The sequence below is a fragment of the Brevundimonas bullata genome, from assembly GCF_014207965.1.
Lineage (GTDB): Bacteria > Pseudomonadota > Alphaproteobacteria > Caulobacterales > Caulobacteraceae > Brevundimonas > Brevundimonas bullata_A.
The window spans coordinates 1-13,742 of sequence record NZ_JACHLM010000005.1 but is presented as its reverse complement, the minus strand read 5'-3'; the positions used below and the strand labels follow the sequence as shown (position 1 = coordinate 13,742).

General features: G+C 68.3%; 11 protein-coding genes. 10 read left to right on the top strand and 1 reads right to left on the bottom strand.

What is annotated here, in order from left to right; genetic code table 11:
• Nucleotides 1–2 precede the first annotated feature (2 nt).
• The 7 genes from iolD to HNP51_RS13705 all read left to right on the top strand — a co-directional run bounded on the left by iolD (nt 3) and on the right by HNP51_RS13705 (nt 8,903).
• Nucleotides 3–1,841 carry a 3D-(3,5/4)-trihydroxycyclohexane-1,2-dione acylhydrolase (decyclizing) gene (gene iolD, locus HNP51_RS13735; protein ID WP_184272300.1) on the top strand — a complete coding sequence of 613 codons (1,839 nt, stop codon included), beginning with the start codon at nt 3–5 and terminating at the stop codon, nt 1,839–1,841.
• A complete protein-coding gene (gene iolE, locus HNP51_RS13730) occupies nt 1,838–2,728 on the top strand; it encodes a myo-inosose-2 dehydratase (protein WP_184272303.1) in 891 nt (296 codons plus the stop codon). Before iolD ends, iolE begins: the two co-directional genes overlap by 4 nt.
• Nucleotides 2,725–3,555: a 5-deoxy-glucuronate isomerase gene (gene iolB, locus HNP51_RS13725; RefSeq protein ID WP_184272406.1), complete on the top strand. Its 831-nt coding sequence runs from the start codon at nt 2,725–2,727 to the stop codon at nt 3,553–3,555. The genes iolE and iolB overlap by 4 nt, the downstream gene beginning before the upstream one ends.
• A 4-nt stretch (nt 3,556–3,559) precedes the next feature.
• The gene (locus tag HNP51_RS13720; protein ID WP_184272316.1) at nt 3,560–5,065 is read left to right on the top strand and encodes a CoA-acylating methylmalonate-semialdehyde dehydrogenase; all 1,506 of its coding nucleotides are present in this window, start codon (nt 3,560–3,562) and stop codon (nt 5,063–5,065) included.
• Between the two features lie 199 nt (nt 5,066–5,264).
• On the top strand, nt 5,265–6,611 hold the full coding sequence (locus HNP51_RS13715) for an MFS transporter (protein WP_184272318.1): 1,347 nt from the start codon (nt 5,265–5,267) through the stop codon (nt 6,609–6,611).
• Between the two features lie 9 nt (nt 6,612–6,620).
• The gene (locus HNP51_RS13710) at nt 6,621–7,424 is read left to right on the top strand and encodes an inositol monophosphatase family protein (protein WP_184272320.1); all 804 of its coding nucleotides are present in this window, start codon (nt 6,621–6,623) and stop codon (nt 7,422–7,424) included.
• Nucleotides 7,425–7,427: 3 nt separating this feature from the next.
• Entirely contained in the window at nt 7,428–8,903 is a 1,476-nt protein-coding gene (locus tag HNP51_RS13705) for an alkaline phosphatase (protein WP_184272323.1), read from the top strand.
• Here HNP51_RS13705 and HNP51_RS13700 read toward each other — a convergent pair.
• On the bottom strand, nt 8,869–10,929 hold the full coding sequence (locus HNP51_RS13700; protein WP_184272326.1) for a TonB-dependent siderophore receptor: 2,061 nt from the start codon (nt 10,927–10,929) through the stop codon (nt 8,869–8,871). The genes HNP51_RS13705 and HNP51_RS13700 overlap by 35 nt on opposite strands.
• Nucleotides 10,930–11,037: 108 nt before the next feature.
• On the opposite strand from HNP51_RS13700, the gene HNP51_RS13695 reads away from it, so the two are divergent.
• Genes HNP51_RS13695 through HNP51_RS13685 form a run of 3 tightly spaced genes read left to right on the top strand, consistent with a single transcriptional unit; the run spans nt 11,038 to nt 13,357 of the window.
• A complete protein-coding gene (locus HNP51_RS13695; protein WP_184272329.1) occupies nt 11,038–11,364 on the top strand; it encodes a PepSY domain-containing protein in 327 nt (108 codons plus the stop codon).
• A complete protein-coding gene (locus tag HNP51_RS13690) occupies nt 11,361–12,026 on the top strand; it encodes a response regulator transcription factor (RefSeq protein WP_184272408.1) in 666 nt (221 codons plus the stop codon). Before HNP51_RS13695 ends, HNP51_RS13690 begins: the two co-directional genes overlap by 4 nt.
• Nucleotides 12,026–13,357: a sensor histidine kinase gene (locus HNP51_RS13685; RefSeq protein ID WP_184272332.1), complete on the top strand. Its 1,332-nt coding sequence runs from the start codon at nt 12,026–12,028 to the stop codon at nt 13,355–13,357. Before HNP51_RS13690 ends, HNP51_RS13685 begins: the two co-directional genes overlap by 1 nt.
• Nucleotides 13,358–13,742: the final 385 nt, after the last annotated feature.

The window sequence follows — 13,742 nt, the reverse complement described above, 5'->3', positions numbered from 1 at the left end:
CCGTGACCACGATTCGCCTGACCGCCGCCCAGGCCGCCGTTCGCTGGCTGGCCGCGCAACACGTCGTCGTCGATGGCGCCGAAGTCCCCTATTTCGCCGGCTGCTGGGCCATCTTCGGCCACGGCAACGTCGCCGGTCTGGGCGAGGCCCTGCACGCGCATCGCGACGTCCTGCCGACCTGGCGCGCCCACAACGAACAGGGGATGGCCCACGCCGCTGTCGCCTACGCCAAGCAGATGCGGCGCCAGCGGGCGATGATCTGCACCACCTCCATCGGTCCCGGCGCGACCAACATGGTCACCGCCGCCGCCCTGGCCCATGTGAACCGGCTGCCGGTGCTGTTCCTGCCCGGCGACGTTTACGCCAGCCGCCGCCCCGATCCGGTGCTGCAACAGGTCGAAGCCTTCGGCGACGGCACGGTCACGGCCAACGACTGCTTCCGGCCGGTGTCGCGTTACTTCGACCGGATCACCCGGCCCGAACAGATCATGGACGCCCTGCCCAAGGCGCTGGCGACCCTGCTGGACCCCGCCGCCTGCGGCCCGGCCACCGTGGCCTTCTGCCAGGATGTCCAGGCCGAGGCCTTCGACTATCCCGCCGCCTTCTTTGACCGCCGCGTCTGGCGCGAACGCCGTCAACCCGCCGACGCGGGCGAGATCGAGGCGCTGATAGTCGCCATCAAGGCGGCCAAGCGCCCGTTGATCGTGGCGGGCGGCGGCGTCCTCTACAGCCGCGCCGAAACGGCGCTGGCGCAGCTTTCCGAGGCCGTCGGCCTCCCCGTTGCCGAAACCCAGGCGGGTAAGGGTTCACTCGCCTGGACTCACCCGAACGCGCTGGGATCTGTGGGCGTGACCGGATCGAGTTCGGCCAACGCGGCGGCCTCGGAATCGGACCTCATCATCGGCGTCGGCACTCGCCTGGCCGACTTCACCACCGGCTCGCGCAGCCTGTTCCCTGACCGCCGCCTGTTCCAGATCAACCTCCAGCCGTTCGACGCGCACAAGCATGGCGCCGAACCGGTCGTGGGCGACGCCCGCGTGGTGGTCGAGACCCTGATCGACGCCCTGGCCGGCTGGCGCGCGCCCAATGCCGACCGTCATCAGGCGGCAGTGGCTGACTGGAACGTCGCGGTCGAAGCCGCCACGACGTTCGCCCCCGGCCAGACCCTGCCCTCTGATGCGCAAGTCATCGGCGCCGTGCAGCGCGCCATGGGCGAGGACGCGATCATGGTCTGCGCCGCCGGCGGCCTGCCCGGCGAGTTGCACAAGCTGTGGCGCACGACCCGGCCAGGCGGCTACCACCTGGAATACGGCTTCTCGTGCATGGGTTACGAGATCGCGGGCGGGCTGGGGGTCAAGATGGCCGAGCCGGAGCGCGAGGTGATCGTCATGGTCGGCGACGGCAGCTATCTGATGATGAACTCCGAACTCGCGACCTCGGTGATGATGGGCCAGAAACTGATCGTGACCCTGCTCGACAACCGGGGCTTTGGGTGCATCAACCGCCTGCAGCAGGCCACCGGCAGCCCCGGCTTCAATAACCTTCTGGCCGACAGCGCCCACGAAACCCTGCCCCAGATCGACTTCGCCGCCCACGCCCGCAGTCTGGGCGCAGAGGCCGAGCATGTAGCCGATCTGGCCGGGTTCGAGGCCGCCATGGCGCGCGCCCGCGCCGCCGACCGCTCCTATGTCGTGGTCATCGACACCGACCCGCTGAAGACCACCGAGGCCGGCGGCTGGTGGTGGGACGTCGCCGTCCCCGAGGTGTCCGACCGCCCGCAAGTCAACGCCGCGCGCGCCGATTACGACGCCGGCGTCCGTATGAAGAGAGACCTGTCATGACGATACGCTGGGGCGTCAGCCCGATCGCCTGGGCCAATGACGACATGCCCGAACTGGGCGGCGACACGCCGCTGGACAGCATCCTGGCCGATATCCGAGACGTCGGTTTCGAGGGCGTCGAGCTGGGCGGCAAGTTCCCGCGAGATGCGGCGACGCTGAAGCCTCTGCTGGATAGCTATGGTCTGGACCTGATCGGCGGCTGGTATTCCGGCTCCCTGCTGGTTCAGAACGCCGATGCCGAGATCGACGCCCTGCAGGACCATCTGCACCTGCTCAAGGCCATGGGCTCGTCGGTCTTCGTCTTCGCCGAGACCTCGAACGCCGTCCATGGCGACCGCGCCGTGCCCCTGACCGGCGCCCCGCGTCTGGCCGCCCGCGACTGGAAGACCTTCGGCGCCCGCATGACCGACGTGGCCGACTATGTGAAGTCGGAAGGGCTGAAGTTCGCCTATCACCACCACCTCGGCACCGTGGTCGAAACCGCCGGCGACGTGAACGCCTTCATCGCCGCGACCGGCCCCTCGGTTGGGCTGACGCTCGACACCGGCCACGCCGCTCTGGGCGGGGTCAACTCTCTGGCTATCATCTGCGACCACCCCGGCCGCGTCGCCCACGTCCACTGCAAGGACGTGCGGTGGGAGACCTTCACCAAGCAGAAGTCGCGCGGCTCCAGCTTCCTCGACGGCGTGCTGGCCGGGATGTTCACCGTCCCCGGCGACGGCGGCATCGACTACGCCGAGATCATGCAGGCGCTGAAGCGCATGGACTATTCCGGCTGGATCGTCATCGAGGCCGAACAGGACCCGTCGGTGGCCGAACCCCGCACCTATGCCGACCTGGGACTGAAGACGCTGAAGGCCCGCGCCGCCGAGGCGGAGCTGGTCTGATGTCGGGCTTGCGCGTCCGGCCCCACGCCCCCGCCGCCGACGGCTCGGTGCTGGAGGTCACGCCGCAAAGCGCGGGCTGGGACCATGTCGGCTTCAAGGTCGTGCGCCTGAGCGACGGCCAGACGCATTCGGGCGGCGAGGCCGGGCGGGAAGCCTGTCTGGTCGTCGTCGCCGGAACCGCCGACATCACAGCGGGCGACGCCGCCTTCGACGCCGTCGGCGGTCGCGCCACGCCGTTCGAGGATCGCGCGCCGGGCGCCGTCTATGTCCCCGCCGGAACGGCCTACGCCGTCACCGCGCGCGGCCCGGTCGAACTGGCCGTCTGCACCGCGCCCGGCATCGGCCTTGGCGCTCCCCGCCTGATCGCTGAGACAGACATGCCGCGCGAGGTTCGCGGCGCCGGGACCAACACCCGCCATGTCCGCAACATCCTGCCTGAGACCCAGCCCGCCGAGGGCCTGCTGGTGGTCGAGGTCATTACCCCCGGCGGCCACTGGTCCAGTTATCCACCGCACAAGCACGACACGGCTTCTCCCTTCGAGGAAACGGCGCTGGAGGAGACCTACTACCACCGGCTCAACCCGCCCCAGGGCTTCGCCATCCAGCGCGTCTATACCGACGACCGCAGCCTGGACGAGACCGTCTCGGTCGAGGACGGCGACGTGGTCATGGTGCCGCGAGGCTATCACCCGGTCGGCGCGCCGCACGGCTATGACCTCTATTATCTGAACGTCATGGCGGGTCCGAAACGCCACTGGATCTTCCGCAACGACCCGGCTCACGACTGGATTGCCAAGGCGGCCGCACCGCCCCCTCCCAAGGACTAGAACCATGCGCCCTATCGAACATTTCATCGGCGGCCAGACGGTCGTCGGCGCTTCCGGCCGCTTCGGCGACGTCTTCGATCCCAATACCGGCCAGGTTCAGGCCCGCGTCCAGCTGGCCACCCTGTCCGAACTGGACCGCGCCGTCGAGAACGCCGCCGCCGCCCAGAAGGACTGGGCCAAGGTCAATCCGCAGCGCCGCGCGCGGGTGATGTTCGAGTTCAAACGCCTGCTCGAACTGCACATGGACGAACTGGCTCACCTGCTGTCATCCGAGCATGGCAAGGTCATCGCCGACTCCAAGGGCGACATCCAGCGCGGACTGGAGGTGATCGAGTTTTCATGCGGCATCCCCCACCTGCTGAAGGGCGAATACACGCAAGGCGCCGGGCCGGGCATCGACGTCTTCTCGGCGCGTCAGGCCCTGGGCGTGGTCGCCGGGATCACCCCGTTCAACTTCCCCGCCATGATCCCGATGTGGATGTTCGGCCCGGCCATAGCCTGCGGCAACGCCTTCATCCTCAAGCCCTCGGAACGCGATCCGTCGGTGCCGGTCCGTCTGGCCGAACTGATGATGGAGGCGGGCGCCCCCGCCGGCATCCTGAACGTGGTCCAAGGCGACAAGGATGTGGTCGAGGCCATCCTGAAGCACCCGACCATCAAGGCCGTCAGCTTCGTCGGCTCGTCCGACATCGCCCAGTCGGTCTTCGCCCTGGGCGCCGCACACGGCAAGCGAGTCCAGGCCATGGGCGGGGCCAAGAACCACGGCGTCGTCCTGCCTGACGCCGATCTGGATCAGACGGTGGCCGACCTGATCGGCGCCGCCTACGGCTCGGCCGGCGAACGCTGCATGGCCCTGCCCGTCGTCGTGCCGGTGGGCGAGGAGACGGCGGAACGCCTGCGCGCCAAGCTGCTGCCCGCCATCGCGGGTCTGCGCGTCGGCGTCTCGACCGATGCCGAGGCCCACTACGGCCCGGTCGTCTCGGCGGCGCACAAGGCCAGGATCGAATCCTATATCCAGATGGGCGCCGACGAAGGCGCCGAACTGGTGGTCGATGGTCGCGGCTTCGCCCTGCAAGGCCACGAGGCCGGCTTCTTCCTGGCCCCCACCCTGTTTGACCGCGTCACGGCCGACATGAAGACCTATCAGGAGGAGATCTTCGGCCCCGTCTTGCAGATCGTCCGCGCCGCCAGTTTCGAGGAGGCGCTGGCCCTCCCCAGCAATCACCAGTACGGCAACGGCGTCTCCATCTTCACCCGCAACGGCGACGCCGCGCGCGAGTTCGCGGATCAGGTCGAGGTCGGCATGGTCGGCATCAATGTGCCGATCCCGGTGCCGGTCGCCTATCACAGCTTCGGCGGCTGGAAACGCTCGGGCTTTGGCGACCTGAACCAGTATGGCCTCGACGGCGTGCGCTTCTACACCCGCACCAAGACCGTGACCCAGCGCTGGCCCCAATCGGTCGGCGGCACGGTGACGGATCAGAGCTTCGTCATCCCGACCATGCGCTGAGGCGCACGCCCAGCATTACAACGCCCCGACGGCCCAGCGCCGTCGGGGCGTTTCTGCGCCTGGCGCGCGACACCGACCACGAAATTTCATCGAAGTGGATTATAGAATTATTCTTCCAATACGCATCACCCTCCCCTAGTCTGGCTTTCAACGAGACCGTCGCATTGACGCTGGTCCGCTCATCATGGGAGGCGGCCAAATGGCCCGAGGACTGCTGCGCTTCTTTGCGACCGGGGCGGACAAGCCCGAGATCGGCGACGCCGCCACGGTCTCCACCCTGTTCCATCGCCATCGCTTCCGCGTGATGCTGGCCATCACCCTGGGCTACGGCCTGATCTACACCTGCCGGTTGGCGCTTGGGATGGTGAAGAAGCCGTTGATCGACGCCGGGGTCTTCACCCCGACCGAACTGGGCCTGATCGGATCGGCGCTGTTTTACACCTATGCGATCGGCAAGCTGACCAACGGCTTCCTGGCCGACCACGCCAATATGAAGCGGTTCCTGGCCTTCGCCTTCCTGGCCACGGCGATCTGCAACCTGCTGATGGGCTTCACCACCACCGTCTGGGCGGCGGCGCTGCTGTGGGGGCTGAACGGCTGGTTCCAGAGCTTCGGCGCGCCGGGCGGCGTGGTCGCCATGACCAGTTGGTTCTCCAATCAGGAACGCGGCCGAGCCTACGGCGTCTGGAGCACGGCCCACTCTATCGGCGAGGGCCTGACCTTCCTGGTCGTCGGTTCGCTGGTGGCGGCCGCCGGCTGGCGCTGGGGCTTCTGGGGTCCGGGCGTGCTGGGCGCGGCGACGGCCGTCGGCTGCTACCTGCTGATCCAGGATCGGCCGCGCACCATGGGCCTGCCCGCCGTCAACGACTGGAAGAAGGACAACTACAACGAAGCGCCCAAGCCCGGCATCAAATCCGTCCTGGGATTGCAGCTGTCGATCCTGAAACTGCCCGCCATCTGGATTCTGTGCCTGGCTTCGGCCACCACCTATGTCACCCGCTACGCCATCAACTCCTGGGGCGTGCTTTATCTGCAAGAGGCGCGCGGTTTCTCCCTGCCCGCCGCCGGGACCCTGCTGATGATCAGCACCCTGGCGGGCATCGCCGGGGCCATCGGCTTCGGCTTCATCTCCGACAAGTATTTCGCCGCCCGCCGCCCGCCGGTGAACCTTATCTTCGCGCTGATGGAGATCGCCGGCCTGGCCCTGTTCTTCTGGGGCCCCAACACCATGCCGGTCATGGTCTTCTCCATGCTGCTGTTCGGCATGGGTCTGACGGGTCTGGTCACGTCGCTGGGCGGCCTGTTCGCCGTGGACATCGCGCCCAAGCGCGTGGCCGGGGCGGCAATGGGGGTCATCGGCATCTTCAGCTACATCGGCGCCGCGCTGCAGGAACAGATTTCCGGCTTCATGATCGAGCGTGGCATGACCGTGGTGGACGGGGTCCGCACCTATGATTTCGGTCCGGTCATCTGGTTCTGGATCGGCTCTTCCGTCATTTCCATGCTGCTGGCGGCCAGCCTGTGGCGCACCCGCCTGAGAGACTGAGTTCGCGCCATGATTGATCCCTCCGAAGACCTCAAGGCCATGATCGAGGCCGCCAAGACCGCCGGCGCCGGGCTGGAGCGCCACTTCGCCCAGTTGGCCCATCTGACCGTCCGCTCCAAGACCGGCCCGGCCGACATGGTCTCCATCGCCGACGAAGAAGCCGAGGCCACGGCGCGCGGCGTCCTGGCCCGCTCCCGGCCCTCCTACGCCTTCCTGGGCGAAGAAGGCGGCATCGGCGGCGGCGACGACCAGAGCCAGCAGTGGATCGTCGACCCCCTGGACGGCACTACCAACTTCCTGTTCGGCAGCCCCCTGTGGGGCGTCAACGTCGCCCTGGCGCGTGAGGGCAAGGTGGTGGCGGGCGTCACCTACATCCCCGTCCTGAATGAGTTGTACGTCGCCGAAACCGGCAAGGGCTGCTGGCTGAACGGCGAGCGGATGCGGGTGTCGAACCGCACCGCCCTGGTCGAATCCGTCCTGGCCTGCGGCATCCCCTTTTCAGGCAAACCGGACCATCCAGTGTTCGCACGCGAGATGGCCCTGCTGTCCGCCGACGTGGCGGGCATCCGCCGCACCGGCGCCTGCGCGGTGGACATGGCCTGGGTCGCCGCCGGGCGCTGGGACGCCTACTGGGAACGCTGCCTCAACGCATGGGACATGGGGCCGGGTATCATCCTGGTCGAGGAGGCAGGCGGTCGCGCCACCGGCGTCGACGGCGGGCCGCTGGACCTGCATGCCGGCCACGTCTGCGTCTCCAACGGAGGCGTCCATGACGCCCTGATCGAACGCCTGAACGCCGCCCTCGAGGAGTAAGCCATGACCCGTATCCTGACCGCCGGTCGTCGCGGCTTCCTGGGCGGCGTGGCCATGGCCGCCCTGCTTGGCTCGGCCCCACGCGCTCTGGCCGAGGCCCTCGGCTATCCCCGTGCGCTGCAAGGCCCGATGGTCGGCGCACCGGGACCGGGCCATTTCACCGTCTGGGTGCGGGCCTCCGGCGCCTTTCCGGTGACGCTGGAATACGCGACCGACCGTGACTTCCGTCAGGTGCTGCAAGGCCCGACCCTGACTGCGCGCGCCGAGGACGACTGCTGCCTGACCTTCCGCGTCGAGGGGCTGAAGCCCGACACCGACTATTGGTACCGGCTGAAGTACGACGGCCAGCAGGACCGCTTCCAGTTCGCGCCGAACCGCACCCGCACGGCGCCCGACGGCCCCGCCGCCTTCCGCGTCGCCTTCGGCTCGTGCTGCCGTATCCAGTACGACGCCGACCAACCGATCTGGAACGCCGTGCGCGGCCTGGACCCCGACCTCTTCTTCTGGCTGGGCGACAACATCTATGGCGACAGCGATCAGCCCGCTGCCCTGATGGACCTCTATGGCCGCGGCCGGGTGGTCGAGCGGCTGCTGCCCCTGCTGCGCTCGACGCCGCAGCTGGCGATCTGGGACGACCACGACTTCGGCTACAACGACTCCGACGGCCGCAGCCCGTTCAAGGCCGCCTCGCTGAACGTATTCAAGAAGGTCTGGGCCAATCCCGCCTATGGCGAGGCCGACAATCCCGGCGTCTATTTCAAGCAGGCCTACGGCGGGGTGGACTTCTTCTTCCTCGACGGCCGCTACCACCGCGACCCGACCGCCCAGACCGACGACGCGGCCAAGACCGTCCTCGGCGCCCGCCAGAAGGCCTGGCTGAAGCGCGAACTGAAAGCCTCGCGCGCCCCGTTCAAAGTGCTGGTCTCCGGCGGCGGCTTCTCGTCCGCCGAAAACGAAAAGGGCGGCGACAGCTGGGGCGTCTATCTGACCGAACGCAACGAGATCTTCGACTTCATCCGCGATGAGCATATCGGCGGCGTGGTCTGCATCTCGGGCGACAGTCACATGGGCGAGCTGAACTGCATCCCCCGCTCCGAGGTCGGCGGCTACGACATCTATGACATGTGTTCGTCGCCCCTGGCCCAGATGCCGGCCAACAAGAATACGCGTCAGGCGCCCGAGGTCCGCATCCGCGACACCTGGACCCGCAGCGTCAACGTCGGCCTGATGCGCTTCGACCTGACCGGCCCGACGCCGACCCTGACCTATACCCTGCACGACGTTCAGGGCGAGGCCGTCTGGGACGAACTGGTGCTGACGCCGGCTGATCTGACCAACGGCGTAAAGACCTGGGACCAGAAGGCTGATCCTGAAGAACTTCGTCGTCTGGAGCGGTTCAAGGCCGGGGGCGGCTACTACGGCTTCGACGCCCCCGATGGCTGGCCTAGCCGCCCATACTACGACGCAAAGTCAGGCTGACGTAGCCCGGCGAGCGGCGTTCGCGTCGCTCGATCTCTTCCAGTGCACCGGTCGAGCGCGGGCCGTCGTACTTGTCGCGTGTCTCGTGGAAGTCGCGGCCGAACAGGTCGGTCGCCTCGGCCCGCAGCCGCCAGCGGTCGCCCAGACGCCGCTCGGCGAAGACGGTCCAGCCCAGACTTTCGGAGCGACGGCGCACGTCGTCAAAGCGATAGCGCGTCTTGCGCTCCGAGATGTGCTCGACCGTCAGGCCCCAGTTCATGCGCCAATGCGACAGGGCCTGAGTAAAGGCCACCTCGCCCTCGACTGGCTTCTCTTCCGAGATGCCGCGCTCCTCGCCGGTGACCGGATCGGTCACGCGGCTGGTGCGCCACAACATCGTCGCGCGAAGCTGCCCGCCCTTGATCCCCAGTCGGTCCAACGGCGTGTTCAGATCGACCGCCAAGGTGTCGCGCCGGCCGTCGCCGATATTGCCCGGCGCATCGAACACGTCGTCGTCGGTGACGATCAGCACCCGGTCGACCACGTCGCTGATCTCGTCATGGGTCCAGGTCAGGGTCAGGGAGGCGTCATCCCAGAAGCTGCGCTCCCAAGCCGCCGAAAAGCGCCAGCTCTTGTCGGGCTCCAGCGCCGCATTGCCGACCGCGACGACGCCGGTGGACAGCGAGGCCGAGGCGACGAACTCACCGAAATCCAGCTGCCCCACCTCGCGCGACACAGCCAGCCGCAGTTGGTTCTGCTCATCCATGTCCCAGGTCAGGGCCAGGCGCGGCTTGGCGTAGGTGAAGTCGCGTTCCAGCGGGCTGTCGCCGGTCTGGGTGATGGTCGAGCCTTCGATCCGCAGCCCCGCCTCGACGATGACCGCCTCGATCGGGGTCCAGGTCGCGCCGAGCGAACCCTCGATCCGCCGCTCCTCAATCCGCACATCCGAGCCGGGCAGGAAGACCGGCGCGCCGTTCTCTTGCAGCCGCGCCTCGCTTTCGAGGAAGTTGAACGCCCCCTCCAGCCCGGCCGACAGCGACAGCTTGTCCGAGCGGCGATGCGTCAGGTCGATCCGCGCGATGCTCTCGCCGGTCCGCGTGGCCTCATTGAAACTCTCGCTGTCGTGGCCCTGCTGCGACGTCTCGTCGGCGGTCAGGCGGCCCAGGCGCTGGCTGGCCAGGGCCTCCAGCGTCGTGGTCGCACCGAACGCCCGTTGATAGCGCGCGCCCAGTTCGCCCTCGACGAAGTCCTCGCGCGCCGCCACGTCTTCGCGGTCGTCGGCGTCGTCCAGCGACTGGATCACCGTATCGGCTCGCGCCTGATCGCCGCGCACGGCGGCGGTGGCGTTGAAGCGGCCGCCCGCCAGAGGCTGCGCCCAGTTGGCGGCGACCTCGGCGGCGTGCTGGACCTTGCGCGTGTCTTCATTGAAACGCTCGACCACGGTTCCATCCGGCGTCTCGGTCCAGACGGGGCCGTCGCCGCTGTCGTCGTCGAAGTCGGGCTCCAGCTTGGCCGACAGCTCCAGCGACCGCGCGCCCCAGCGCCGCGCATACTGCGCCTGTCCGCTGGGCGAGACCCAGCCGTCGGTCGAGGACAGGGCGCCGACCTCGACCAGGCCCTCGGCGTCGACGACGTGTTTGCGCACCACATTGGCCAGGACAGCATAACCCGCCATATCGACGCCGCCCGCCCCGCCGCGGATTAGTTCAATCCGCTCGACCGTTCCCGCCGAGATACGACGCAACAGGTCCGACACGTCCTCGCGCTTGCTGGCGGGCCGCACCCCGTCGATCAGCACATTGCCCTGGGCCCCGGAATAGCCGCGCACATCAGCGTCCGGCTCGACCAGGGAAAAGCCCGGCGTCCGGTCCAGCATCTCGCGCGCACTGGCCGGGGCCGAAGTGGCAAAGACGCTGGCGGGATAGGCCGTGACGCCGGTCGCTCCATCAGGCGCCGTCTGCCCCGAAGCCGAGGCCGCGCCGAACAGCAAGACCGCTGCGGCGACGCCGCTCATCAGCAAGGCTTGGGTCTGGATGTTCGATCGCATGGCGGCCCCTCTCAACGTCAGAGCCACAGCCTTAGGCCCGCCTTCCTGACAGCCGGGCGGGGCAAACCGTCAGCCTGTTGTCAGCTTGGCTGCGGCAGGGTGGTCGCCATGAAACCCAACGGCCTTTCCCGGCGCCATGCGCCCCTCGCCCTGCTCGCCGGTCTGATGGCCCTGGCGCCCGCCACGACCGCCATGGCCGAGGACGACGATCACGTCGCCGCCCGTGAGGCCCTGCGCCGCGGCGAGATCCTGCCTCTGACTCGCATTCTGGCGGTGGCCCAGCGCGCCGAGCCCGGCGACGTCATCGAGGTCGAACTGGATCGACACCGTGAAGGTTGGCGCTACAAGGTAAAGGTGCTGACGCCCGGCGGACGGGTCCGCAAACTGCGGATCGACGCCCGCACCGGCGCCGTGCTGGAGGTCAAGGACGACTGATGCGCTGTCTCGTCGTCGAGGACGATCCCGATATTCAAGCCGACCTGAAGCGCGCCATCGAGGCGGCGGGCTTCATCGTCGATGTCGTGTCTGACGGCGAGGCCGCCTGGTATGCCGGCGACGTCGAGGACTACGCCATCGCCGTGCTGGACCTGGGCCTGCCGCGTCTGGACGGCCTGTCGACCCTGCGCCGCTGGCGGGCCGCGGGCCGCGCCTTCCCCGTTCTGATCGTCTCCGCGCGCGGGGCCTGGACCGAAAAGGTCGAGGGCATAGAGGCCGGGGCCGATGACTATCTGGCCAAGCCGTTCGAGATGGGCGAGTTGATCGCCCGCCTGCGCGGTCTGGTCCGGCGTCAGGCCGGGCGCACCTCCAGCGTCATCGACATCGGCCGATTGCGGCTCGACACGGCCCGGATGAGCGCCTCGTTCGACGGCGCCCCGGCCCGCCTGTCGCCGCTAGAGTTCCGCCTGCTCGACTATCTGGGCCATCAGCCCGGTCGTGCGGTTTCGGCCGGCGAGCTGGCCGAGCACCTCTACGGCGTGGCGGAAACCTCCGACACCAACGCCATCGAGGCCATCGTCGCCCGGCTGCGGCGCAAGTTCGGCGGCGAAGTCATCAGCACCCGGCGTGGCTTCGGCTATCTGTTGCAGGGCGCCGATTGATGCTGCGCTCATTGCGCTGGCGGCTGCTGCTCGGCGGCGGAGCGGCGATCCTGGTCGCCCTGATCGTCGCTTGGCTGTTTATGAGCCTGCTGTTCGCGCGACATCTGGAACGGCGACTGACGCTGGAGCTGACCCGCGACGCCACCCGCATCGCCGCCGCCGCCGAACTGGACCCGACCGGACGGTTGAGCGTGCCCACGCCCCCCGCTGATCCGCGCTTTGATACGCCCGCCGGCGGTTTCTACTGGCAGGTCTCGACCGAAGCCCAGACCGTGCGCTCGCGCTCGCTGTGGGACGCCGCCCTGCCCCGCCCCAATGATGCGCCGTCGTCCACATGGAGACTGCGCCGCGCCGACGGCCCCTTCGGCGAACCTGTCGCCGTTCTGGAGCGTGAAATCCGCGTCGGCGAGCAACAGACGCCGGTTCTGATCCAGATCGCTCAGGATCAGGATGAGATCGTCTCCGCTCAAGGCGAGTTCAATCTGGAGCTGGCCATCTTCCTCGCCGGTCTCTGGCTGGTCCTGCTGGCCGCCGCCTGGATTCAGGTGCAGTTGGGCCTGCGCCCTTTGGCCGACATCCGTCGCGATCTGGCGGACCTGCGCGCCAGCCCCAGCCACCGCCTGCCTTCGGCCAGGATCAACGAGCTGCGTCCGCTGACCGAGGCGCTCAATGATCTGGTCGCCGCCCGCGAACAGGACCTGACCCAGGCGCGGGGACGAGCCTCCGATCTGGCCCACGGCCTGAAGACCCCCCTGTCCGCTCTCAAGACCCAGAGCCACCGCCTGCGCGAAACCGGCGCCGCAGAGGCCGCCGACCGACTGGACCGCGCCATCGACGCCATGCGCGCCACGGTCGAGGCCGAACTGACCCGCAGTCGCCTGGCGGGCCAGTCGCGCGGAGGCTCGGCGCCCGTTCTCGATGTGGTCGAACAACTGGTTCAGGTGCTGGAACAGACGGAAGCGGGCGAAGCCCTAGCCTTCTCCGTGGACATTCCCGAAACCCTGACCGCACCCCTGAACCGCGACGACCTGACCGATCTTCTCGGGCCGCTGATGGAGAACGCCGTCCGTTTCGCCCGCCGCCGGGTCGCCGTCAGCGCCCAACAGGACGACGCCCGCCTCGTCATCACCGTCGAGGACGACGGCCCTGGCATCCCAATCGAGCGCGCCGACGCCGCATCTCGCCGTGGCGTCCGGTTGGACGAACAGGTCGCTGGTCAGGGCCTGGGCCTGTGTATCGCCCGCAACTACACCGAAAACGCCGGCGGCAAGCTGGAGCTGACCCGCTCAGTCCTTGGCGGCCTTCGCGTCGATATATGCTGGCTACGCTGAAGCCAAAAAGACCTGGCACCTGCTGCGGACCTTGCCAACTGCAGAGAGGAGTCAACTCTGGCATCTGCGCCTAAGGCTGCGACCTCCCCAGCAGCGGACGCTCCGAGATCGCTTAGCCCAGCGCCAGACATCATGAGGGCGACGCCGCGCGAACTATCCCCGCCAAGGCTTCCGCCAGATAGCGTGGCGGCCGATCGATGCGTGCGGCTGCGGCGCCCGGCGAGCCAGGGCGCCGTCGCCAGTGGCGAGGGTCGATCTCGCTTCGGAAAGCAGAAAACCCCGCAGCCTGGAGCTGCGGGGTTTTCTTGAATGCTTGGGTGCGGGAGCAGGATTTGAACCTGCGACCTTCAGGTTATGAGCCTGACGAGCTACCGGGCTGCTCCAT

What these genes read in the sequence shown, in the direction of transcription:
- iolE (WP_184272303.1), top strand. Translation starts at nt 1,838, where the DNA reads ATGACGATACGCTGGGGCGTCAGCCCGATCGCCTGGGCCAATGACGAC.
- HNP51_RS13720 (WP_184272316.1), top strand. Translation starts at nt 3,560, where the DNA reads ATGCGCCCTATCGAACATTTCATCGGCGGCCAGACGGTCGTCGGCGCT.
- HNP51_RS13715 (WP_184272318.1), top strand. Translation starts at nt 5,265, where the DNA reads ATGGCCCGAGGACTGCTGCGCTTCTTTGCGACCGGGGCGGACAAGCCC.
- HNP51_RS13710 (WP_184272320.1), top strand. Translation starts at nt 6,621, where the DNA reads ATGATTGATCCCTCCGAAGACCTCAAGGCCATGATCGAGGCCGCCAAG.
- HNP51_RS13705 (WP_184272323.1), top strand. Translation starts at nt 7,428, where the DNA reads ATGACCCGTATCCTGACCGCCGGTCGTCGCGGCTTCCTGGGCGGCGTG.
- HNP51_RS13700 (WP_184272326.1), bottom strand. Translation starts at nt 10,929, where the DNA reads ATGCGATCGAACATCCAGACCCAAGCCTTGCTGATGAGCGGCGTCGCC.
- HNP51_RS13695 (WP_184272329.1), top strand. Translation starts at nt 11,038, where the DNA reads ATGAAACCCAACGGCCTTTCCCGGCGCCATGCGCCCCTCGCCCTGCTC.
- HNP51_RS13685 (WP_184272332.1), top strand. Translation starts at nt 12,026, where the DNA reads ATGCTGCGCTCATTGCGCTGGCGGCTGCTGCTCGGCGGCGGAGCGGCG.